Source organism: Photobacterium gaetbulicola (genome assembly GCF_003025515.1).
Taxonomy (GTDB): Bacteria; Pseudomonadota; Gammaproteobacteria; order Enterobacterales; family Vibrionaceae; genus Photobacterium; species Photobacterium gaetbulicola.
Genome location: NZ_PYME01000001.1, coordinates 60664 through 83346 on the forward strand (window position 1 = coordinate 60664; position 22683 = coordinate 83346).

At 46.6% G+C, this 22683-nt stretch carries 19 protein-coding genes; 11 read left to right on the forward strand and 8 right to left on the reverse strand.

From position 1 onward, the window contains the following. Positions 1-28 precede the first annotated feature (28 nt). Positions 29-1165 carry a homogentisate 1,2-dioxygenase gene (locus C9J03_RS00285; protein WP_044620892.1) on the reverse strand — a complete coding sequence of 379 codons (1137 nt, stop codon included), beginning with the start codon at positions 1163-1165 and terminating at the stop codon, positions 29-31. Positions 1166-1555: 390 nt separating this feature from the next. Between C9J03_RS00285 and phhA the strand changes: the two genes are divergently transcribed. From phhA to C9J03_RS00310, 5 genes are all read left to right on the forward strand, one after another. Next, positions 1556-2413 carry a phenylalanine 4-monooxygenase gene (gene phhA / locus C9J03_RS00290; protein ID WP_044621861.1) on the forward strand — a complete coding sequence of 286 codons (858 nt, stop codon included), beginning with the start codon at positions 1556-1558 and terminating at the stop codon, positions 2411-2413. A gap of 9 nt (positions 2414-2422) precedes the next feature. Next, positions 2423-2767: a 4a-hydroxytetrahydrobiopterin dehydratase gene (locus tag C9J03_RS00295; RefSeq protein WP_044620893.1), complete on the forward strand. Its 345-nt coding sequence runs from the start codon at positions 2423-2425 to the stop codon at positions 2765-2767. Positions 2768-2939: 172 nt separating this feature from the next. Further along, entirely contained in the window at positions 2940-4274 is a 1335-nt protein-coding gene (locus C9J03_RS00300; RefSeq protein WP_044620894.1) for a paraquat-inducible protein A, read from the forward strand. Continuing rightward, on the forward strand, positions 4267-5913 hold the full coding sequence (gene pqiB, locus C9J03_RS00305) for an intermembrane transport protein PqiB (protein ID WP_044620895.1): 1647 nt from the start codon (positions 4267-4269) through the stop codon (positions 5911-5913). The genes C9J03_RS00300 and pqiB overlap by 8 nt, the downstream gene beginning before the upstream one ends. Beyond that, on the forward strand, positions 5913-6500 hold the full coding sequence (locus tag C9J03_RS00310) for a PqiC family protein (RefSeq protein ID WP_044620896.1): 588 nt from the start codon (positions 5913-5915) through the stop codon (positions 6498-6500). Before pqiB ends, C9J03_RS00310 begins: the two co-directional genes overlap by 1 nt. A gap of 59 nt (positions 6501-6559) precedes the next feature. Here C9J03_RS00310 and C9J03_RS00315 read toward each other — a convergent pair whose 3' ends face one another. Then, positions 6560-6775: a hypothetical protein gene (locus C9J03_RS00315; RefSeq protein WP_044620897.1), complete on the reverse strand. Its 216-nt coding sequence runs from the start codon at positions 6773-6775 to the stop codon at positions 6560-6562. A gap of 228 nt (positions 6776-7003) precedes the next feature. On the opposite strand from C9J03_RS00315, the gene C9J03_RS00320 reads away from it, so the two are divergent. Then, positions 7004-7918 (forward strand): ROK family protein, encoded by a 915-nt coding sequence (locus tag C9J03_RS00320; RefSeq protein ID WP_082060453.1) that lies wholly within the window; start codon positions 7004-7006, stop codon positions 7916-7918. Between the two features lie 57 nt (positions 7919-7975). Here the strand turns inward: C9J03_RS00320 and C9J03_RS00325 are convergent, their stop codons facing one another. Next, complete coding sequence (locus C9J03_RS00325; RefSeq protein ID WP_044620899.1) at positions 7976-9028, reverse strand: porin; 1053 nt, start codon at positions 9026-9028, stop codon at positions 7976-7978. A gap of 3 nt (positions 9029-9031) precedes the next feature. Continuing rightward, positions 9032-9511, reverse strand: coding sequence for a hypothetical protein (locus C9J03_RS00330; RefSeq protein WP_044620900.1), 480 nt, complete (start codon positions 9509-9511; stop codon positions 9032-9034). 53 nt (positions 9512-9564) lie between these two features. Here C9J03_RS00330 and C9J03_RS00335 point away from each other — a divergent pair, with 53 nt between their 5' ends. Then, positions 9565-12402: a hybrid sensor histidine kinase/response regulator gene (locus C9J03_RS00335; protein ID WP_052829588.1), complete on the forward strand. Its 2838-nt coding sequence runs from the start codon at positions 9565-9567 to the stop codon at positions 12400-12402. Positions 12403-13022: 620 nt separating this feature from the next. Here C9J03_RS00335 and C9J03_RS00340 read toward each other — a convergent pair. Together C9J03_RS00340 and C9J03_RS00345 are read right to left on the reverse strand one after the other, a co-directional pair. Then, positions 13023-14183, reverse strand: coding sequence for an MFS transporter (locus tag C9J03_RS00340; RefSeq protein ID WP_044620901.1), 1161 nt, complete (start codon positions 14181-14183; stop codon positions 13023-13025). A gap of 673 nt (positions 14184-14856) precedes the next feature. Next, positions 14857-15651 (reverse strand): DNA ligase, encoded by a 795-nt coding sequence (locus C9J03_RS00345; RefSeq protein WP_082060536.1) that lies wholly within the window; start codon positions 15649-15651, stop codon positions 14857-14859. Positions 15652-16040: 389 nt separating this feature from the next. Here C9J03_RS00345 and C9J03_RS00350 point away from each other — a divergent pair, with 389 nt between their 5' ends. The 3 genes from C9J03_RS00350 to C9J03_RS00360 all read left to right on the forward strand — a co-directional run bounded on the left by C9J03_RS00350 (position 16041) and on the right by C9J03_RS00360 (position 18334). After that, complete coding sequence (locus C9J03_RS00350; protein ID WP_044620902.1) at positions 16041-17102, forward strand: PTS sugar transporter subunit IIC; 1062 nt, start codon at positions 16041-16043, stop codon at positions 17100-17102. Positions 17103-17299: 197 nt separating this feature from the next. Then, on the forward strand, positions 17300-17962 hold the full coding sequence (locus C9J03_RS00355) for a hypothetical protein (RefSeq protein WP_044620903.1): 663 nt from the start codon (positions 17300-17302) through the stop codon (positions 17960-17962). Positions 17963-18010: 48 nt separating this feature from the next. Then, entirely contained in the window at positions 18011-18334 is a 324-nt protein-coding gene (locus C9J03_RS00360; RefSeq protein WP_044620904.1) for a cupin domain-containing protein, read from the forward strand. Between the two features lie 60 nt (positions 18335-18394). On the opposite strand, the gene C9J03_RS00365 is transcribed toward C9J03_RS00360, so the two are convergent. Continuing rightward, a complete protein-coding gene (locus C9J03_RS00365) occupies positions 18395-19888 on the reverse strand; it encodes an FAD-dependent oxidoreductase (protein ID WP_044620905.1) in 1494 nt (497 codons plus the stop codon). A 268-nt stretch (positions 19889-20156) separates the two neighbouring features. On the opposite strand from C9J03_RS00365, the gene C9J03_RS00370 reads away from it, so the two are divergent. Next, positions 20157-21131 carry an outer membrane beta-barrel protein gene (locus tag C9J03_RS00370; protein ID WP_039460819.1) on the forward strand — a complete coding sequence of 325 codons (975 nt, stop codon included), beginning with the start codon at positions 20157-20159 and terminating at the stop codon, positions 21129-21131. 99 nt (positions 21132-21230) lie between these two features. Here the strand turns inward: C9J03_RS00370 and sstT are convergent, their stop codons facing one another. Continuing rightward, entirely contained in the window at positions 21231-22472 is a 1242-nt protein-coding gene (gene sstT / locus C9J03_RS00375; protein ID WP_044620906.1) for a serine/threonine transporter SstT, read from the reverse strand. Positions 22473-22683 lie beyond the last annotated feature (211 nt).

Sequence of the window (22683 nt, forward strand, 5' to 3'; positions counted from 1 at the left end):
TTAATATTTTCGATTTAGCTTAGCTTGGCTACTCCGCGTTGTTGCCCTGCCATGAAAAGACATAATTTGTGTTTTCAGCCCCGTCGGGCAAAGGGGCGACTTCCAGCGGCCAGCGGGCGTCGATCATGACCGCCACTTCATCGGTTTCTTTTTTCGGCGCGGTCATGCTGGCTGCCAGTGCTTTGGGGTGGGGGCCGTGGGAGAAGCCGCAGGGGTGATGGGTGATCATGCCGGCTTCGATATTGTCTCTGCTAAAGAAGTTACCCCGGTGATAGAACAGGACTTCATCGAAATCATCGTTGTTATGGTAGAAGGGTACTTTCAAGGCATTCGGATCGCTTTCGATTGGCCGTGGCACAAAGGTACAAATCACAAACCCATCGGCAACAAAAGTGGTATGGGCCGAAGGGGGGAGGTGGTAGCGGTGGCTCATCAGCGGTCTGATATCGCGCCAGTTAAGCTTGAAGGCCGTCAGGTTACCTTTCCAACCTTGTGCATCGAGTGGGTTATAGGGATAAGTAATAGTGTTAAGTTGGTTACGGGCCTTGAGTTGGACTTTCCAGTGCCGGTTGTCATTCTGCTGGTGGAGGAAGGCATCATTGATCCTGGCATATTCCAATACGGCCGGATCATAGACGGCATGCTGGCCGACGATGCCGCGTTCTGCCATCTGATAGGCACTGTTCGTGGCCTCGATGAGCAGCATGGTGACAGGGGCCTTGGGTTCTATCCGCCAACTCGTTGCCCTAGGTAGTACAATATAATCGCCGTCTCGGAAGGTCATATGGCCATAATCGCAGAACAAATCGCCACACCCATGATGGATAAATAGCACTTCGTCGCCATCGCCATTTCGCGCGAGATCTTCCATGGCTCTGTCGCAGTGCCAAACCCGAAACTTGAGGTTATTGTTGAACAGGATAAGCGAGGCATCCCAAGGCGAGGCCCCTTCAGAGGGGATTTGATTAGTGTCTATTGCCCTGGGGCGTAGGGGACCATCCCAGTCTATCCACCCTGTTGGAGGGTGGCGGTGATACATATGGCTTGCTGGGCCAAAAAAACCTTCCCGGCCGCACTCACGTTCGAACGTACCTTCAGGCAAGTCACAATGTGCTTGGCGAGAAGCCTCTCCCTCGGTGATTGGAAATTGAAACCATTGCCGCATTGCATATCCCTCGTGATCACAGTCATTCCACATTGACCGTGTTAATTAAATGTTAGCTCAATGGCTTAACTCTGGCGCAGTCATTCGGGCAAGGCAACTTGAAGCCTTAACTGAATTCACCAACCAGTGTCCGTATTGATTTACAAGCCATGATTGTTCGCTTGCATGTTGCTGAGCTGTTTTTAAGTCATTGAATGATGTGTACTCGTACCGGCTGCCAGTATAGGGTGGATAATGTTCTGTAAAATAATTGTTACGTTTTGCCGGAGTTTCATTGCTAAGAACGACTGTCGGTGGGTTGGCTAAGCGACCTAATCTAAAGGAAACGAACATGATATTAGCGGAATGTTGATTTGCCAGGGCGAGGCAGCAGAACAAAAAAGGTCAATTATGGGTAGCGGAACAAAATATGTCTCAAAAAAGCCAGATGAACAGGGTGTGATCCACTGGGACCGTTCAGAAAACCAAGTGTGGCACGATCTGGTTGAGCGCCAATTGGCATGTATCGAAGGAAGAGCCTGCCAGGCGTATATCGACGGTCTGGAATTACTCGATTTACCCCAGCAGCGAGCACCGCAATTGGTGGAAATTAATCGGGTATTGCAGTCCACTACTGGGTGGGAGTGTGTTGCTGTCCCAGCCTTGATCAACTTTGATCGTTTCTTCAGGTTGTTAGCCAACAAGCAATTTCCTGTCGCCACGTTTTTGCGGCGAAGGGAAGAATTTGACTATCTGCAGGAGCCAGACTTTTTCCACGAAATTTTTGGTCATTGTGCCATGCTGACCAACCCAGCCTTTGCTGCCTTTACCCATACGTACGGAAAATTGGGAGCCAAGGCGAATTCTGCGCAAAGAGTCTACTTGGCAAGGCTATACTGGTTTACAGTTGAATTTGGACTGCTGCAGCAGCAAGAAGGATTGCGCATATATGGTGGAGGCATTCTGTCGTCCCCCGGCGAAACGCGCTATGCGCTAACGGGGCAAAGGGCCTCGGACAATATTAATAAGCTGGGTGGTAAAGCGCCGACGGCTGACCAGTCAAGGCCTCTTTATAAACCGTTTGAGCCTGTTGATATCATGCGTACGCCCTACCGGATCGACATCATGCAGCCGCTCTATTTTATTCTTGAGGATATTAACCAGCTCTACGAGTTGGCCCACCAAGATATCATGCAGTTGGTCACTGAGGCACAGAAGCTGGGATTACATGAGCCACTGTTCGAAAGCAAAATCAAGGAAGTGAGTTAAGGGGAATCAATGACTGAACTACATGAACTCAAGTGCGAAGCCTGCCATGCTGGAGCACCTAAAGTGACAGAAAATGAAAAAATAGCACTGCTCGCCACCTTGCCAGAATGGCAGGCGGTTGAAGTTGCTGGTGTTGAACAGCTTGAGCGACAATTTTCTTTCAAGAACTTTAAAATGGCCTGGGCGTTCACTGACAGGGTTGCAGGGTTGGCTGAAGCAGAGTTTCACCATCCGGAAATTACCCTTGAATGGGGTAAGGTAAGGGTTCGCTGGTGGAGCCATTCGGCCAAAGGGCTGCACAAGAATGATTTCATCTGCGCGGCCAAAACTGACAAGCTTTTCACTGCGGGTTAACGTTAAAACAATCCGTTTATTTCTAAAAAGCACTCGAATCAATCGGGTGCTTTTTCAGTTATGTGTTGTAGTTAAGCAACTTAATGCCACTTGGGTATACTAACTTAAATAAAGTAAAATAACGCTAATTGATAATGTTGCCTTGCCCGATGCAAGGTGAATTGAGGTACAAATGGGTAAACCACAACAACGACAAGCGCTAGTCGGCTGTGAAGAGTGTGGATTAGTGGTGGCGTTGCCTGAGCTCGGCGATGATGAGAAGTCGGTTTGTCCTAGGTGCCATCACACACTGGTTAAACGCATAGCTCAGCCATTTCAGCGGCCACTGTCTTATGGTTTGGCGAGTTTGGTAATGCTTGTTGCCAGCATCAGTTTTCCTTTTATGTCGTTCAGTGTGAAGGGGATCAGCCAGGAAATTACCCTGATGCATTCGGCAGAAATGCTCAGTGTTTTTCAAAATAGTTTGCTGGCACTTCTGCTCCTGTTAACGGTATTAGTGTTGCCGGCCTTGTATTTGGTCTCGCTGCTATATTTGTATTTCCGTGCAGGCCAGCGACTCAAGTATCCGGGAGAAAAGCCTATTGCCTTGTGGGAGAAAAAGTTATGTCGGCTAATGATCCGGATTGAACCTTGGTTGATGGTTGATGTGTTTTTAATTGGCGTATTAGTCAGCTTGATAAAAATTGCGTCGTTGGCGGATATCGGACTGGGGATGTCGTTTTGGGCGTTTTGCCTCTATACCATGCTGGTGGTGAAATGCGTCTCGATGGCTGATCGTACCTGGCTATGGTTGCAGTTTCTTCCTCTCGAGCCGCAGGATGGCGTAAAGGCCGGTGATTGCCACAACAGTTATAACCATGTCAGCTGCCATGTGTGCTCGCAACTCAATCCGCTGACGGAAGAGAAGCATGCTCGCTGTATCCGCTGCCATGGCCGGCTCCACCCCTACGAGCCTCAGCAGATGTTGCAGCGGTCCTGGGCGTTGCTTATCGCCGCCGCTGTCTTTTTTATTCCCGCCAATCTTTATCCCATGATGTATACCGTCAGTTTGGGCAAAGCAGAAGGCTCAACCATACTGGGCGGGGTTGTGTTGTTATGGCAATTAAAGTCATATCCCATAGCGGCAGTTATTTTTCTGGCGAGTGTGGTCATTCCGCTGGCAAAAATTATTGCGCTGTCTTGGCTGTATATCATGGCTGGGAAAGGTGGCAGCCTCGATGAAAAGAAAGCGGTGCGAAAATTAAAGGTGTATCGAATGACAGAGTTTATTGGTCGTTGGTCGATGATTGATATTTTTGTGGTGGCGATTTTGGTGGCCTTGGTTCAACTTCAGAACTTAATGGCAATTTACCCAGGCCCTGCTGCATTATCGTTTGCCTGTGTTGTTCTACTGACTATGATCTCAGCAATGTCTTTTGATCCTCGTGTGTTTTGGCCCAAGGATTCGGCGCTTGTCTCCCCCGCAGGCTATGTGAACAATAATAAAGAGAAAAACAGTTATGAGTGAAACCTCATCTCCCCAGGCTAAGAAAGAAGCCATTAAACAAATATCGTCGATATGGTTGGTTCCTGTTATTGCTGTCGGGATTGGTATATGGATGCTGATTCAGTTTATCACTAGCCAAGGGCCTGAAATTGTATTGAATATCGATACTGCAGAGGGTATAGAGGTCGGCAAAACTGAAATTAAAGCGTTGAACGTTAAAGTCGGTGTGGTCACGGCGGTAACCTTAAATGAGGATTACAGTGCTATTCAGGTGACAGCTCAAATGGATAAAGACGCAGCCCGGATGCTCAAGGAAGATTCTTTATTTTGGGTAGTAAAGCCGCGCATCGGAAAGTCAGGGGTGTCTGGGTTGGATACCTTGTTATCGGGGGCATACATCCAACTGCGACCGGGTAAAAGCGAGGAAGAACAACGTACTTTCGATGTATTGGATATTCCACCGGTCGCGCCGCCGGATGCCAAGGGGCTGCGCCTGATCCTGACCCACAGTGAGGCGGGCAAGTTGGGCGTGGGGGATCCGGTACTTTATGAGGGCTTCACGGTCGGTCGGGTTGAAAACGCTACCTTTGATACCGAAAGTAAAAAAGCGCACTACCAGCTATTTATTTTCGAACCGTATAACAGTTTGATCAGGAAAAGTACCCGTTTCTGGTTGACCTCTGGGGTTGATTTGCAAATGTCGGCGGAAGGTTTCAACTTGAAAATTGGTTCAATCGAATCTTTGATCACTGGCGGTGTAAGCTTTCGCGTGCCGAAAGGGCGAGAGCCTGGTGAGCTTATTACCAAAGATAAATCTAAGTTCCGTTTATATGACAACATCAAGCAAGTGCGTGAGCGATTTTTCGAAGATTACCTTGAATATGTCATGCTTTTTGATGAGTCCGTACGGGGCTTGAAACCAGGTGCGCCTGTTGAGTATCGCGGTATTCAAATCGGTACGGTTCGCAAAGTGCCTTTGGATATCATGAGCGGCGAGAAAAGCTTTTCCAACCGGCAAATTCCGGTGCTAGTCCGCATTGAATTGGATAGGGTAAGCGCCCATGTTAAATACCAAAATTTGGAGAAGCTAAAGGCTAGCCTTGAAGACGAGTTTAGTTATGGCCTGCGCGGGTCATTGAAAACCGCGAACATCTTAACCGGAGCATTATTGGTGGACGTTGAAGTCTATCCTGAAGAGAAGAAGTATAAACACCGTAATTATGGTGAGTATGATGTTTTTCCAACCAAAGCTGGCGGTTTTGCCCAGATCCAAAAAGAGATCACGTCAATATTGAAAAAGATCAACAATTTACCTGTTGAAGATACTTTGTTGACCCTGAACAAAACGTTGGAAACTTCGCAGAAAACATTGTTAGCGGCTGGAAAAGTTGCCAAAGAGCTCAATAGCCTGCTGGCACAGAAAGACACTAAGGCGATACCGGGGGAAATTCGTGAAAGCTTGCAGCAGATCCAAGATACTCTTAACGGCTACAGCCCTGATGGTGCGCCTTATCAGAATTTGGAGCAGGCATTGATACAGTTTGAACAAGTGATGGCAGAGCTACAGCCGGTATTGCGGCAGATAAATGAAAAACCCAACTCGCTGATTTTCAGCGGGGAAAAACCGGCTGATCCCATTCCTGTCGGAGGACGTCAATAATGAACAAGGGAATAATTCTGGCGCTTGCCCTGTTGGCGGTAACAGGGTGCAGCTCGACGGAGCCTGTGACGAAAACGTATTTGCTGCCTGATCACAGCAGTGATTTAACCATGGCGTTTGCCAACAAGCATCAACCGGTGGTTATTGTTCGCCCCGTTGAAGTGGCCGAGCATCTGGCGGGAACTGGGCTTGTTTACCAAAGCAGTGAAACCGAAGTGGTCCAGGCTCAGCAAAACTTATGGGCAGAAAGCTTATCGCGTCAGTTGACACGGATCATTACTCAGGATTTGCGTCAAAAGCAATCAAGATACTGGTTCGATGAGCTGACTCCTGTTGTAAATAGCGGTAATTTGCCGAAACTGCAGGTGAAGTTTACCCAGTTCAACGGTCACTACAGCGGTGGCGCAAGATTGAGCGGACAATGGCTACTGGTTGATAAGCAAGGTGAAGCCTTGGCAAGGCAGCCGTTTTTCATTCAAGTCCCACTCGAGCAAGATGGCTATGATGCACAGGTGAAAGCATTGGCTGAAGGCGTGGCGCGTTTAACCAACCAGATCAGCCAGAGCATTAATAGTCTGGCGATGTAAATCGGGTCCGATTTGATTTGCTGAAAAAAGAGCCCTCATCAGAGGGCTCTTTTGTTTGGTTATCGTTGACTATGCCTGTAATAGCCGTTTATCCAGCACTCTGGTAATTCCTCACCAGAAGGAAAAGCCAAACTTTGTTTGTCGACAGTAACCGGATCGGCAAGATCTTCGCCGGATTGATACTGCACTTTGACATGTGAGGAGAAGGGGTTGACCAAAGAAGACATGTCGATGACGTCAACTAAATCACCAGTGCGTGACTCTCTTAGAAACATCACAAATCTCCAAAATATGTTGTATTGTCGATTAATCAGCGTGTTAATTGCTGAAAATGACGATGATTAGACATCAGTAACCATTATGTTTTGGTATAAGTATGGCTGATTTTGCGCGCTTTGCAGTGCAGGGGTGAAAGCGCGACACATACTCCATTGCAGCAGCATGGACTGTATCTACTGAAATCTGTAGCCATATAGAGCGGCAAGCCACAAAGCAGGAGAATTATGAGCAAATATTATTGGGGTATTGATCTGGGCGGGACAAAAATCGAGTGTGCTGTCATGCAATATACTGATGACCACTGTGTGTTGCGTAAGCGTCTGCCCACCGAGGGCGAAGGCGGCTATCAGCATGTGCTCGGACAGATTAAGAAGTTGATCGACTCATGCGCCGAGGAGGTGGGTGAGTACCCTAAAATTGTTGGTTTTGGCACGCCTGGAACCTTGGATCCGGCAACCGGCACCATGAAAAACTGTAACTCGACCCATCTTAATGGCCAGCCGTTGGATCAAGACTTGGCGTCACTACTGGGGATCCCCGTGCGTTTGGCCAACGACGCTAATTGCTTTGCCCTGGCAGAAGCAACACTGGGGGTGGTCCAGGACATAAAGCCTGATGCTGAAGTGGTATTCGGTATCATTATGGGGACAGGCGTCGGTAGTGGTATTGTTGTTAACGGTAAGGTGCTCAATGGCTGTCATGGTATCGCAGGTGAGTGGGGGCATAATGTGCTCGAAGCTGATGGCACACCTTGTTATTGCGGTAAAAATGGCTGTGTTGAAACTGTGTTGTCGGGAAAAGGACTAGAGCGTTACTACCGAGAGAACAGTGGTAATCCAGCTGTTTCTCGAAGTTTTCCGGAGATAGTGGCATTGGCAAGTCAGGGCGAAGAGTTGGCGCGGCAGACGATTGACCGCATGCACCAGCAATTTGGTCGGGCGGTTGCGACAATTATCAATGTGCTGGATCCAGATGTGATCGTCGTAGGCGGTGGGGTAGGAAACATTGAATCCCTGTATACCGAGGGGCGCGAGGCGATTTTACCGCATTTGTTCAATCCTGTTCTCAATACGGTACTGGCCAAGCCTGCGTTGGGCGACAGCGCCGGGGTTTTCGGTGCTGCCATGTTAGTGAAGTAGCTGAGCTGCCAGCGCTTTAGGCGATTGGCCTGAAGCGCTCTGGTCTGTTTGGGACAATTAGAAAATAAAGTTAATCATAACCGTATACACTTGAACATCTTTGTCTTCATTGTAATGAATTGGCGCCGTGACAAATTGTCCCTCGTTACCGGCGTTGTAATTTTCCCTCTCCATATAGATGCCTTGCCATTCGGCATTGAGTGAAATCTTGTGGCTTAGGTCATAACGTATCCCAGCGGTTACACTGTTTGACTTACGGCGGTGGTGGCTTTCTCCATAGACCAGATAAGGTGTGAATTTATCGATGCTGTAAGCGGCACTGACATACCAATTGGTCTGTAGATCGTCTGTTTGTACTTCTGACATAAATAGCCAGTCATCCATCGAGTATTCGCCACCAAGGGTGTAGATATTCAATGTTTCTTTTTCGGAAGACGAGCTAGGGGACATTAAGTACTTTGAATTTAAGTAGCCAAAATGCACGCGGTAGTTGAACCCGCTGAGCTCTGCAGATAGCCCTGCCAGATAGTCAGTTTTGAAGTTGAACCGAGCGCCGCTGAATTTGACTTTGTTGTCATTACCAAAGCCATAGTAAGGCGTTATTCTCACAACAGCTTCATCATTGACGTCCCACAACCAGGAGGCACTGATCCCTTCATATGAGGTAAAGCCGAGAATACTGTCATATACCTCTTGGGGCGGACGGGCCCAAGGGTAGGCTTGGCCAATATAGTAATATTCCGAAATAAGAAATAGCGGTATGCGCAGCCTGCCTCCGCGGAAGGAAAACTGGTTTACCTCGTAGTTTAGGTATGCCCATTCTAATTCGACATCAGACCAATGATCTTGTGGCCGCTTGACCATCTGAACCGAGGCATTTACATCTTCGATGATTGAAAGGTCAGCTTGAAGGCCGAAGATGGTGTCACAGTCGTAGCATGTCTCATCGGTGATTTCACGGTGTACAAACAAAGGTGTGCTGTTATCTGACTTGGTGATAGAGGTAGAACCAAAGCCACTGATGGAAAAATTATCGGTGATTTGTATAGCTGCCACACTGGTTAAAGGCGATACAAGTACAGCGAGTGCAAGCAATGATTTTTGAGTCATATCTTACTCTCCTTGTAAGACTGTAATGAGAATATTGGCATTTTCTGGCACGGCACTGACAGGAGCATAGGCAATCCCGTTGGGGTTCTTATTAAGCCATTCGATGATTTCTTTTATATCATCACTGCTTAGTTCCTCTGGCGGGGCTCCTTTGCCAGAAAATGACAGGCTGGCCCAATATCCGTTCATTTGCGAAACGGATTTGCCTAACAGCATGTTGTAGAATTCTTCGCGATGAATAGACTTTTCGGGCAAGTCAACTAAAACAATTTTAATACTGCCGTTAAGTTTCTTGGTTTTTCCTTTGTAGAGCATTCTGGCTTTACTTTTTGTTAAAGCTGGGATCTCTTCATTTAATGAAAAAACGGCAAACTCAATATCTTTTGCATTATCGTTGGCAAAAGACGGAGGGCTAATTATTGATGCTAGTGTCAATAATGTCGTGAAAGGCAATAAACTTTTTAAAGTCAATCCTTTGATCATTGAATTAGTTCCATCATCATGTTCATTCCTGCTATAAATGTTAGTAGACATTGATGTTAGTACAAATAGGCAAGATTGAATTTTTTGATCAAGGTGAGGTTATGGGGTTGCTGAATCGGTTTTCGATAAAATTAAGGCTGATTTCTCTTGTTGTTCTGCCACTTACGTTTTCCGGTGTCTTTGCAGCCATTGAAATTTCTAGTCTGTTCGACAAAGTTACTTCATTGAATAAATTAACGGCTCGGTTGGATTTGTTAAAGGCAAATTCGAAGTTTTCAAATTCTGTTCATGAACTGAAAATTAATAGACTATCCGGTAATGAAATAGATGAAACAGTTTCAAATATACTTGAACAAGCATCACAGTATTCAGCTATTATTCCCCGTGCTTTTTCTAGTACTCAATCTGCTGAGGCGTTATCCACCAATGAGGAGATGAAAGATCTTATCTCCGAGTATGAATATGTTGAAATAATGGAATTGAATGATTGGTCTGATTGGGGGTTTGATCTTGTTATCCAAAACCTAGTATCGCTTGAAAAAGCCCCCATCGACGTTGCCGACGCCAATATTGAACAAAAGCTATCTATTTTGTACCAACTTCAATGGCTGCAGTTATGGGCGCAGCAAGAAAATTGGTATATCCGTATGATTGCCACCCAGTCAGAGCAAGCGTCGGATTACAAGGAGCAATTGGACACGCTTATAGAACGGCAGCAATTAATCATTGAGCGTTATTTATCTATTAACGCGAACCCGGCACAGATTGAGTTATTGCGCAGAACGTTTGCTAATCCGGTATTCGCAGCCAGTTATAAGTTACGTGAAAGTATATTTTTGGGGACTTTTACTGGTTTTGGTGAGAATAATTCGCTTTCCGCCTTGGATGAACGGTATACCTTGATACAGTTTGTTGTGACAGAGGTCAGCCGCCAGCTGGCACAGGATATCCAGGCGAGTATTAGCCAGTCGAAGGGGCTTATTTGGCTGTATGCCGGAGTGATCTTAGTCTCTGTTATTATGATTATTTGGCTAGGGGTTAATCTTATTAGGCGGATTGGCTCGTACTTAAACCGGATACTAAAAGCAATGGCGCTGCTTGAAACCAGTAATAAAGATCACTCGGTCGCGAAAATAAAAGTGGACGGCAAAGACGAGTTTACCGTTTTTAGCCACCAACTAAACGGCATGATTGAGGAGCGGATTGCCAACCATAATAAGCTTCTCCAAGCAAAAGAAGAAGCGGAAAAGGCTAATTTGGCCAAGAGCTCATTTTTGGCCAATATGTCCCATGAGATCCGCACGCCGCTCAATGGCATTATAGGGATGTCAGGCATCTTGGTTGATACCGACTTGAGTCCCTCCCAAGCGGAATATGTTCAAACTATTGAGACTTCCTCCCAAACGCTATTGTTGTTAATTAACGATATTCTGGATTTGTCGAAAATTGAATCGGGTAACTTAGTGTTGTCGCCAAGTGAGTGCCGGTTGGCTGAGGTTGCCTACGATACGATGACTGTTGTATTGGCTAAGGCTACAGCTAGCAAACTAAACCTTGAAGTAAAAATCGATCCGGAGCTACCGGCAGTGGTTGTTCTGGATGAGTATCGCTTAAGGCAAGTGCTGATGAATTTGGCTTCCAATGCGGTGAAATTTACCCAGAAGGGTGGGGTGACTCTTGAGATCGATTGTATCAGCCAACAAGAAGGCCGTGTTCAGCTTCGTTTCTCCATGATAGATACCGGGATAGGTATTGAGAAGGACAAACAGGATCAGGTATTTGCCCCATTTACCCAGGAGGACGGCTCGATTACACGTCAATTTGGCGGAACCGGATTAGGGTTGGCTATTTGCCGCCAGCTTGTTGAATTACTGGGTGGCCATTTGGAGCTTGAATCGGAAAAGGGGCTGGGTAGCCGATTTTTCTTCAGTTTAGAGGTAGATGTCTGCGAGGAGAGCGAACCTGGCGAGGCTGATTTGCAAGCCTGCCGAGCACTTGTTTTGGGGCCGAACAAAGCCGCAGCACAGCGTATTGAACCCGAGTGTAAAGGGCTGGGAATGGTAGCCTATGTAACCGATGTACCAGAGCTTTCGCCAAGGTATGAAAATGATGTTGATGTGATTTTCTACTGTCAGCAAAGCACCAAGCAAACGAGATATGATCTTGGTCTGATTAAGACGATAATGCCGAATTTGCCTATCATTTTGTGTATTGACCATCGCGATGAGCAATGCGATTTTGGTAGCGTGATCTCAGGTATTGTAACCCTGCCATTTTTTGGCAAGCGCTTAGTGAAGAGTGTTAAAAAAGCCTTGAAGCAAAAGGTTGTGGCTTTGTCGGTAGGGCAGGAGCCAACTATAGCCAAGGATCCCGATAATGATTATGCAGTCAGCTTCCCACCCTCTGAGTCTGCCGTAAAGCAAGTTTTGGTTGAGCAAGAGATAGACGCCATAAACGGCATACCACAGGGAGAGGCTGCATTATCGGTAAAGCCCAAGGTGCTAATTGTTGAAGATAATGCGGTAAACCAAAAAGTTGCCGGTTTATTCTTGAAAAAATCAGGATACCAATTTGATATTGCCAACAACGGGCAGCAGGCCCTTGATATGGTCAAAAAAGGTAATAGCTACTATGCCGTGCTAATGGATTGCATGATGCCTGTCATGGATGGATTCACGGCGACAACAGCCATTCGAGAGTGGGAAAAGAAAACGGGACAGGCGAGTTTGCATATCATCGCCCTGACGGCCAGTGTTCTTGATGAGGACATATCGAAATGTTACGAGGTTGGCATGAATGACTATGTGGCAAAACCGTTTAAGAAAGAAGTTTTACTCGAGAAGCTTGAAGGGCTTGAGCCTACTGAGGATGATCAGGAACGGGCTATTTAGTGCCAATTGACCCCTTTATCCTGCTTCAATGTGAGATATCTCTTACAGCGAGGTGGGATTTTTAAGTTTGTGGTCGTCAGATAAATTTAGCGCTACTACTTGATTTCTTTAAAATCATGTAGTTATAGGTGACTTGTTGAATAGCGACGAAGTGGGTATAAAAAATGTGATCGCTGTCGGTTGTTTAGAATTTTAGTTCACGTAATCTTATCTGTGTCGGAAGGAACTGACGGAACGGAACAGGAAAGTGGCCAGGGACGTTGGCACCCTCAGGAAGAGGGCGGTGGATCAGGAAGATTTATCGGACAAGGACTGTGAAGGGAAAATTAAAAGGAAGTGATACAGTAGGTAGGATACCTACCAGTCATGACGACATAGATGGACCACTTCAGGATGAAGTTAGGGACACCTCCAGGAAGGAGAAGAGAGTCGAGACAGGAAGTATCGACGGGTCAAGGCGAGACCGATAGGACATGTCCAGGAAGGATACAAAGGGAAAGCGCTGAAGGAAACAGCTTAATCATGGAATGATGCAGGGAGCACCATAGTAGCTGGATCGCTGCAAGTAAGACCAAGGGCGCGACGAAAGTCGCGCCCGCTCTTTTTGTACCGCCGAGATATTACTGTGCCAAAGCGGTTGGTTTCGTGCGCAGGCTGACCATTAGCATGTAAATAGCAGTAGTTAGCAATACGGCAAAGAAAAAGCCCGTTAGCCCCGTATCTGTGTGCATCAAGTAATTGGCAGCAACCGGACCGAAAGCGGATCCTACGCTGTAACTAAACAGCATAATTTGTGTCGCTGACACAATGGATTCCGATGCTAGTCCATCACAAGCCAGTGTGATCGCGATTGGATAGAGTGCAAATGCCGACATCCCCAATAGGGCTAAAGCGACTATCTGAACGCCATAACTGCTATCTAAGTGAAATAACCCCATAGCGAATACGCCCAAAAGGCTCATTAATGCCAGTAGCAGCGATTTTGGCATTCGACAGGACAATTTACTGAGGATCGGCTGAATGCTCATCCCCCCTAATACTGTTGCTGCCATTAAGCTGCCTACCTGTTCCAAGTTATTGGTTGTTGCTTTTAGAGCCAGGGGCAACAATCCATAAATAGATCCCATTACGATACCTGAGACAAGGCAGCCAATTAGGGCCGGTTTGCTAAGTGCCAATATTTGCGGCAGGCTTAGGCTAACATGTTGCTCCTGGGTTGGGTTTGCCTGTTTGGCTGTCAATGCTGGAATAATTGCTACCAACAATAGAGCGACAGTAGCGACAAACGGCATCACCCCACTTGCACCGAGTAGGCCAATGCCAAATTGACCGACAGTGGTACCGCCATAGAGTGAGGTCATGTAAAGGCCTAGGTTCTTGGCCCTTTCTTCTTTATTGTCTCCGATCAGCAGCCAAGATTCGATGACTACAAAGATACCGGCGACGGCGAAACCCGCGATAAAACGGCTTGCCATCCAGAGTGATAACGTTGAGCTCAGCCCCATGAAACCCACAGACAAAGCCAACACACTCACAAAGCAGATGAAAGCCAGTCGGTGACCTATTTTTTTGATAACAGGCTCAATAAGCATGGCGCCAGCAAGCAAGCCAAAGTAGTAAATACTGGCCAGCCAACCCGCGGCACTATTCGGAATTGCGTGGCTCGCCAAGGTAAGAGGCAGCACGCTCATAAAATACCCTGAGGCAACGGCAAAAATAGTTAGCCCTAAAATTGGAACCCAAACAGGTTTCTTAGCTGATGTCGTAGCGTGCTTGTTCACTACTGTGTTCTCCGAAAAAGCAAAAAATTACCGTCCTCTCTGCTTGAGTGGCGGATACGCAGGGTATTTAGGCGAGATACAGGCACAGGAAATGCCATGAGAATTGTCGCTGATCGGGAATATGGCGAGAAAAAGCGGCTGAGTAAAATGACTAATTCTAATGCGAAAAGGCAATCAGATTCATGTGATTAATTTGGGGGAAATAATGTTTTGATGGGTAATATTGTGTGAACATTAATATTATTTAAATATTTCAATTAAGTGATTGAATTTTAGGTGTGGACAAGTTTAGTTTTCTAATTTTATAGTTCTTGTAGGAGCGAGCGTTATTTAGAATACTAAATAATTTATTGCGCGAGCGATCACAGAAACTTTTATAGCAAAAATTATTTTTACTTCTTTGTTGTGAGCTGAAAGCTAATGTGGCGAAGGTTGTGTTGCATAATGGTGCATTAACTCACTGTTATGGGGCATCTGATAGATATTATTGCAATTAAGTTGTTGATTTTATTTGCTATAAAGATTGGCAAGCATTGTGCTTTCTCCTACATGCAATCCAAAGCTCTATTTCATTAAGGCTTATGATTGCAGCAGATGGTACACAATGACATCTTTTATGTACTACTCCCAGTAGCGGGGGAGTAGTACTTTTTTTGTTTATAATTTCAGTGTGTTATGAATCAGGGCTGCTTCGCACCCTGAGGAAGCGGGCAAACCGAGGCAAGCCGCTGTCAGTATAGCCATTGAACCGATACTGAACGATTGAACCTAGAGGTGGCGGGTATTGCCTGTCGTGATCGCTAAAACCGGATCCAATCTTAAACTTTCGGTTATCGGATGTAGTGACCCAAACAGCCCCCATTATCCCGTGGTATTTGCCTTTTCCCGGCACATAGCCGATAACGATAGCCTCGTCATCTTGATAGGGTTTCACCTTGATTAGGTTTTGGCTACGGCCGGGTTGGTAAAGGTTATCTTTGCGATGCAGCATGATTCCTTCACCACCCTGACTCCTGATAGTTTCTAGCAACTGTTCTAACTCAGTGATGTTCGCAATGTCATGCTGGGGGATTAATTGGATATATGGCTGGTCGATAGTCTGAATCTGTGTTTTGAGGATGAGCACTCTATCTTGAAACGGAGCACTGATCGAGGGCGAGTCAAATACCATGAACTTGACTCTTTGCCATTCTTTCTCATTGGGGTGATGATCGCGAACTATGCTGCTGAGCAACTGAAATTGATTGCGATCTATCCATAACTCACCTTCCAGCCAAGTATCCTTGGGTAAAGTCTCCGTAAACCAAGATGGGGCAACAATCGGGTTGCCTTGTCTGGTAACAAGCCCCTTACCTGTCCACACCGCCCTGATACCATCAAGCTTTTCACTGGCTAGGTAGCTCTGTAGCTTCTGTACGAGTTCTTCGTCTTGTTCGAGCGTGTCGATGTTAATAGCGTGGGCATGCATAAGCTCGAATGCAACAGGGTCTGATGCCACGGCAGGGTTAAAAGGGCTAAGAGCTAATAGGATAGCAGCGGATAGAGAGCTAAATTGAATATTTGGCGGGAGAAGAGTGTTGTTTATCACTGGCGGCCTCAAAAAGTGCGATAACAGAGCTAGCAACGATAGGAGGCTAACCTAGGCTAATAAAAATATCATTGTGCTAAGTGACTTTGGGTTACGACTCACCAGGCACTTTTTATCCTTTATCGACAGCAAGAGCCAGCCTAAGTGCGAAGTGCGGCACATTTCCGCTTAGAGGCCAATTTATGCAAAGCTTGACTAATTTTGTTGCATCTTGGCAAGGCAAGAATAAAATTGCGTGTTTGTGTTATTGAACCTGCTAACGATTAATCATGTCTACTATTCAGTCTGCGACATTTGTTACCCAGTGTAATGCGTTTTTGCAACGGAAAGGGGTAACACTCTCTCCTAGAACCTACTTTATCCATGCGATGAGCTTTATGGCATTGGGCTTGTTTTCCTCTTTGCTTATCGGTTCGATTTTGAATACCGCAGGGATTAAATTTGGTATTCCGTTGTTTACCGATACGTTATGGCCGCTGGCGAAGCAAATGACGGGGCCTGCGATAGCGGTTGCCGTGGCTTTCGCATTAAAAGCCCCTCCTCTGGTGTTGTTCTCGGTAACGACGGTGGGGGCCGCAGGGGCTATGCTGGGCGGGCCTGTCGGCGCGTTTGTCTCCGCCTTGGTTGCCACCGAGCTTGGAAAACTTGTTGCGAATGAGACCAAGGTCGATATTCTTGTAGCGCCGGCTGTGACTATGGTCAGTGGGGGCTTAGTCGGAACCTTGATAGGGCCGTACATTAGCCAGTTCATGACCTCGTTGGGCGATCTTGTTATGTCTGCGACCTTGTTACAGCCATTTCTGATGGGAGTCGTGGTCGCTGTGTTGATGGGTATGGCATTGACTCTTCCTATTAGCAGTGCCGCTATCGCTATTATGCTAAGCCTAAACGGTCTTGCGGCAGGGGCAGCGACAGTAGGCTGTTGCGCCCAGATGGTCGGTTTTGCGGTGATGAGCTTTCGCGAGAACCGCTGGGCTGGGGTGATGGCTCAAGGTTTGGGCACCTCAATGCTGCAAATGCCGAACATCATTAAGAACTATAAGGTATGGATCCCGACAATTTTGACCTCTGCCATCCTTGGCCCTATCGCGACAACAGTCTTTGCCGTAGATAATACACCACTGGGTGCTGGCATGGGGACCTCGGGCTTTGTCGGCCAAATTCAGACATTCATCGCTCTCGAGGCTGCCGGTTGGGACAGCATAAACATGTACGGCGTGATTTTTGTGCTGCATTTTGTGCTACCTGCGTTGCTTACCTTGGTCTTCTCTGAATTACTAAGGAAGATCGGTTGGATCAAGCCGGGTGATCTTAAGTTGAACTTGCAGTAATGATTGACCGCAAGTCATTTAGTCATATAGAAAATTAAGAAAGTTTGATATAAATCTGACATTCACTTTCCCTACACTGATACTTTAGTAGTTAGCAATTGGATGTTGTGATTTCCGATTGCCCAACGTGGATGGCTTACAAGGCTGTAGTGCTGCTCAGTGAGGGAAAGAATTCCAGAACTTATGGATATTGTGATATGGCATCTTGGAAATTATCGTTAGTTGCAGGTTTAGTGATTGGTGGCTTGCTTACAACCGCAGTATGGCACCGTTCACCAAGACCAACCCAAGCAGAATTTGAACAGCTTCAAAACCAAAATCAACAGCTAGTTGCGGAAAAATCGGCCATTAAGCGGGAGTTTGAAGACTATCAAACCCAAAGTGCACTTGATATTGAGCAAGTACGAGCAGAGTTGGAAGCGTCACAGCAAGTCATTGAACTGCAAAAGGCTGAGTTTGAAAAACAAATCACGGCATTGACGAGTCAGCAAAAAAAACTGACTGTGACAAAGAAGAAGCTCGATACCCAGGTGGTAAAATTGACCAGTACTGCCGAGCAGCAAAAAGCCGTTTTGGATAATTCCAAAGCCTTGTATCAACAGCAGCTGTTGCTGCAAAAACAGATCATCGCGGCTAAGGCTGACGTTAAAAAGGCTGAGCAGGTGGCGGCGGAATTCAAGCAAGCTTGCGATGAATTCAAATCCGGTACCAGTTGGAACTGGGTTTCACAAGCTGACTGTGACAAGTATGAAGCACGGCTGAAGGTCGTCGAGGGTGAGCAAGCCCAGCTTGCCGCATTAGAGCAAGAGTTGGATGTCCTCAATCAGCGTATAGAGATTGAAATTCCACGGCCGAATTAATTGAATGAATCAGGCGAGCTAAGGCTCGCCTTTTCTTTAGGAGTTTGTATGGATAACCTGTTTGATGCGATACCGGCCTCTTTGCCAGAGGAGCTGTTTCAAGACATTCTCAAGACAAGCACCATGAGGATTGAGCGTATAGTCTCTCGAGGTCATGCTACACCAGAAGGAGACTGGTACGATCAAGATGAGGGGGAGTGGGTCATGGTCGTGAAGGGAAGCGCAAGAATCCTATTTGAAGAGGGGATGCGAGAGATCTCTATGACTGCAGGTGATCATATCACTATTCCAGCACACCAGCGCCACAGGGTCTCTTGGACCGACCCTGAGCAGGAAACAATTTGGCTTGCGGTGTTTTACAGCGATAATTGAGGTGTTTGTTTAGCGAGGGGCATGGATGCCCTTCGCTAAGTGATAGAAAAACAGGCCGAGTTATTTTTTCAGATCATACGAAAGGGTTTTAGCCAGCGCCTCAGGGTAGCCGCGTTGGTGTGCCAATGAGATAGCGTAGGCTTCGATATCTTTGACTGAAAGTGACCGCGTCACAGGAAAGGCCTGAGCAATGTTCATTCCGTCAACCTGTGCTTGAAATAACCCTTCAGCGTGTAGCTGCTCAACGATACTGTTTGCTGCAGACAATGCCGAAGAGGCTTTTACAATCTCGGTACGTGCATAGCGTTTGCCGGCGAAGGAAACATCTGCAGCCCGTAGGGTAACGTCGTCACCAGGGATTTGCTGGGCTCCAAAAAGGGGCTTTCCACCTACAACGGCCGTTTTGTAATTGGGTACAAAGCGGGACATGTGTCTTATGGCTCGCTCCGAGCGGGTATGGATTTCCTGATTATCCCAACCAGACTTTATTTTACGAATAAACCCGTCAGCTAGTTTGGGCTGAGCGCTGGTGGCGGTACTTTTTGCCAGCCCCTGTTTGAACAGGGTAATGTCTTCGGTCATACCGTGAAGCTGAAAGTAGCCATCGGGGTATGGAGTCAGTTGCGCCATACCATCTGGGGTTCCTCGCTCACCGTGGAAGATCACTTCAGGCCAGCAGCCCTGGTTATCTGGCCACTGTGTTACATAGGCGGCTTTGAATTCGACAAGTCGGCTTCGCTGCTGCCTGGCCATATCATCAATTAGGCCGGTTTGAAAACCACAGGCGTTAATTAAATAGTCAACTTCGAGTCGGTGCGTTACATAATCTTGGCAGCCACTATCGTATTGCTGATATTCGATTTGCCATCCTAAGTCGGTCTGCTGGGATACATGTGTCACTTTGCTTTGGGTATGAATTTGGCAGGTTGGCAGTTTGTCCAGGGCAAGGTTGGCGGTTGCGGCTAAACGGAATACACTCCAGCCATACTCTTGTACCAGAGCTAAAGGGTATTTGAATTGGTTGAGATCGAGGTTTTTGGCTACGGGAATCATCCAGTCATCAAATGACTCCGGATGCGTTGGCATCGATTGCTGCGAAAGCCGTTCCAAATCGTTTTGCTCGTAGAGCTTAAAATAGCCGTCTGGATGACCAATGACCTGGTTGGTCGGATCCTGTTCAACTGACTGACGATAAAAAGACTGGAGTTTGCTCAGACGGGGAATGAGATTCACCGGATCGCCTTTGTCTGGTTTAGGCACGGCAATGACCGTCGGGCGCACATTCACGGTATGCGGAAACACCTTCAGCGAGTCGATGGACTGCTGGAGCAGAGTGATACATTGCTCATCTGAGATTTCACGGTATAGGTTTCCGCCTGCGTGGAGATGGCAAATGGGCGGGCCATTGACCAAGCTGATACCTTCTTCAAAAATCTCGACGTTGATACCCAGTTCAGCCAAACGCAGCGCAATGGTAGAGCCTGCTATACCACCGCCAATAATACCAACTGAGAGAGAGGAGCGATGATTATGCGGGAGAGCTTTATCTTTCATATAAATGCGCGTCGTTACCATACAATGTCTGAGTTACACGATTTTACTGTGCCTAGATCACATTGAAAACCGAAAAAGAATAAGGACATTAGGATAATTGGTAAAGGAATGCAAAGTATTAACTAAATATCCCATGATATCGGCTTGGTGTTTTTTGCTTGTGGCTAGACAAAAAAGTACTAATTTTCAGGTATAAATTTGTAAAAAAACTGTTCTTTGTTCTACACCTAATTGGGTAGTGGCAAATTATAAATAAGGACAGTTAGTTATGTATAAAGTCTTCAAGATACTTCCGGTTGCTCTGTTGATATCTGGTGCTGTGCATGCTGCCACCGATAATCCATGGTATGTGGGTGCGCGTGTTGGTGGTACGACTTACGATAACCTTGATGGGGTTATCAAAGGTCAGAATGCCGACAAGGATGATTGGGGTGGTGGTATATTTGTAGGTTATAACTTCAATTCTTGGTTTGCGTTGGAAGGCGGCTATACCTATTTGGGGCAGGCGGACTACGCTGATGATGGTTTCGAAGTGCAAGGGCTTGACCTGTTGGGTAAGTTTACCTATCAAGTGTCAAATTCATTTGATATTTACGCTAAGTTGGGGGGATTTGTCGGAGATGCCGATAACGGTGTAGTTAATGATGACAATACGAACTTAGCAGGTACGGCTGGGGTGGGTCTTGAGTACTTCTTTAACCGTGATTTATCTGCTCGAGCTGAATATCAGTATTATAACCAGGTAGGTAAAACTGACTCTCCTGGAGAAAGCGATATTCATTTTTACGGCTTGAGCTTGGTTTATCATTGGGGGGCACCAGCACCCGTGCCTGTCATCGAGCCCGAGCCTGAACCAATGCCAGAGCCAGTACCAGAAGTGGTTAAAGTTGAAGCTGTTGGCGCTGTGCTGCCGTTTGCCTTTGACAGTGACAAGTTGACTCAGCGTGATATTGAGATGTTACAACCTGTTGCGCAACAGCTGGTTAAATACCCGGATACCCAGCTTTATGTTGTTGGGCACACAGATAGTCGCGGCTCTCTGGAGTATAACCAGAAGTTATCTGAAGATCGTGCGGCCGTTGTTGCTGGGTATGTCGGCAATCACTTCGGTATTGATGAAACTCGTATTGTTGCCCAAGGCCGAGGTGAGCTAGAGCCGGTGGCAAACAATGATACCGAGGAAGGACGAGCGCGAAACCGTCGTGTTGAAGTCTTTGTTCCGGGTTTTGAAATGACTAAATAACATATTCTTTCGTTAGTCATTGTGATTAATACAAAAATCCAGCATCGGAAGATGCTGGATTTTTTGTTGCATGATTAATGGTTCGAGCAGTCCGTTGGTTTAAACCGCTTTGGCATTAGCGCCTTCAAGCTTGGCTTCTGCAGCCTTACAGGCAGCGGCGGTGAAGATAACGTCAGTTGAGCTGTTCAAGGCCGTTTCAGCAGAGTCTTGAATTACACCGATGATGAAGCCAACAGCGACAACCTGCATAGCAACTTCGTTTGGAATACCGAATAAGCTACATGCGAGAGGGATCAGCAGTAATGAACCGCCAGCTACACCCGATGCACCACATGCAGACACAGCAGCAACAACACTCAATAGCACGGCAGTGGCAACATCAACTTCGATGCCCATGGTGTGTACCGCAGCCAGTGTTAATACTGTAATAGTGATCGCGGCACCCGCCATGTTGATGGTCGCACCCAGAGGAATAGACACTGAGTAAGTATCTTCATGCAAGTCCAAATCTTTACATAGCTGCATGTTCACAGGGATGTTTGCTGCAGAACTTCGGGTGAAGAAAGCCGTAATACCACTTTCGCGGATACAGCGAAGTACCAGTGGATACGGGTTTTCTTTGGTTTTTACAAATACAATGATTGGGTTAACCACAAACGCAATGACTGCCATTGAGCCCAGTAGTACCGCTAGTAGGTGGCCATAACCAAACAGAGCATCAAAACCTGTTTCTGCAAAGGTATTGGCAACCAGGCCAAAAATACCGATTGGTGCAAGGCGAATGACAAAGCGGACAATCAGTGTAATGCCGTTAGACACATCATGGAAAACTTGCTTGGTAGCATCGCTGGCTTGGTGGAGGGCAAAACCAAGGGCAATAGCCCATGCCAAAATACCAATAAAGTTGCCTGACATAAGAGCGTTGACTGGGTTATCAACAATCTTGAATAGCAAAGTATTTAGTACTTCGGTAATACCTTCTGGTGGGGTTGCACCCGTTGCACCGGTTACCAGAGTTAAAGTGGTTGGGAAAAGGAAACTCATGGTTACGGCGGTCAGTGCTGCCATCAAGGTACCGAAGAGGTACAACACAATGATTGGTTTCATGTTTGTGTGTGCGCCTTTCTTCTGATTGGCGATAGAAGAAGCCACTAGAATGAAAACCAAGATTGGTGCTACGGCCTTCAGGGCACTGACGAACAGGCCGCCAAGAAAGCCGACTTTAACCGCTGAAGCGGGTGATACCACTGCGAGGATAATACCGGCGACAATACCAAAAAGTATTTGTACGACGAGGCTACCGTTCGCGACTCGGGCTAGAAAGGGTTGTGTTTGGTTCATAATACATCCTGCATATTTTATAGTTTTATCGCTAAGCATTAAATTTTGCTTGCGACACATTTTGTAACAGGAATTTTGGCACATTTCCATAGTCGATTAAAGAAACTTTTGGTTCACTAATATTTAACAACGTATTTCTGCTTATGGTGAGGGTGTTAATTATATTGGCTTGCTAGAGGGTGGTTGTTAAGAAATGCAAGGATTAGGCTGT

Coding starts and splice junctions, on each gene's coding strand:
- C9J03_RS00285 (WP_044620892.1), bottom strand. CDS start 1,165: ATGCGGCAATGGTTTCAATTTCCAATCACCGAGGGAGAGGCTTCTCGC.
- C9J03_RS00330 (WP_044620900.1), bottom strand. CDS start 9,511: ATGATCAAAGGATTGACTTTAAAAAGTTTATTGCCTTTCACGACATTA.
- C9J03_RS00360 (WP_044620904.1), top strand. CDS start 18,011: ATGGATAACCTGTTTGATGCGATACCGGCCTCTTTGCCAGAGGAGCTG.
- phhA (WP_044621861.1), top strand. CDS start 1,556: ATGGGTAGCGGAACAAAATATGTCTCAAAAAAGCCAGATGAACAGGGT.
- C9J03_RS00370 (WP_039460819.1), top strand. CDS start 20,157: ATGTATAAAGTCTTCAAGATACTTCCGGTTGCTCTGTTGATATCTGGT.
- C9J03_RS00300 (WP_044620894.1), top strand. CDS start 2,940: ATGGGTAAACCACAACAACGACAAGCGCTAGTCGGCTGTGAAGAGTGT.
- C9J03_RS00315 (WP_044620897.1), bottom strand. CDS start 6,775: ATGTTTCTAAGAGAGTCACGCACTGGTGATTTAGTTGACGTCATCGAC.
- C9J03_RS00335 (WP_052829588.1), top strand. CDS start 9,565: ATGTTAGTACAAATAGGCAAGATTGAATTTTTTGATCAAGGTGAGGTT.
- C9J03_RS00325 (WP_044620899.1), bottom strand. CDS start 9,028: ATGACTCAAAAATCATTGCTTGCACTCGCTGTACTTGTATCGCCTTTA.
- C9J03_RS00345 (WP_082060536.1), bottom strand. CDS start 15,651: ATGCATGCCCACGCTATTAACATCGACACGCTCGAACAAGACGAAGAA.
- sstT (WP_044620906.1), bottom strand. CDS start 22,472: ATGAACCAAACACAACCCTTTCTAGCCCGAGTCGCGAACGGTAGCCTC.
- C9J03_RS00365 (WP_044620905.1), bottom strand. CDS start 19,888: ATGAAAGATAAAGCTCTCCCGCATAATCATCGCTCCTCTCTCTCAGTT.
- C9J03_RS00350 (WP_044620902.1), top strand. CDS start 16,041: ATGTCTACTATTCAGTCTGCGACATTTGTTACCCAGTGTAATGCGTTT.
- C9J03_RS00295 (WP_044620893.1), top strand. CDS start 2,423: ATGACTGAACTACATGAACTCAAGTGCGAAGCCTGCCATGCTGGAGCA.
- C9J03_RS00310 (WP_044620896.1), top strand. CDS start 5,913: ATGAACAAGGGAATAATTCTGGCGCTTGCCCTGTTGGCGGTAACAGGG.
- pqiB (WP_044620895.1), top strand. CDS start 4,267: ATGAGTGAAACCTCATCTCCCCAGGCTAAGAAAGAAGCCATTAAACAA.
- C9J03_RS00355 (WP_044620903.1), top strand. CDS start 17,300: ATGGCATCTTGGAAATTATCGTTAGTTGCAGGTTTAGTGATTGGTGGC.
- C9J03_RS00320 (WP_082060453.1), top strand. CDS start 7,004: ATGAGCAAATATTATTGGGGTATTGATCTGGGCGGGACAAAAATCGAG.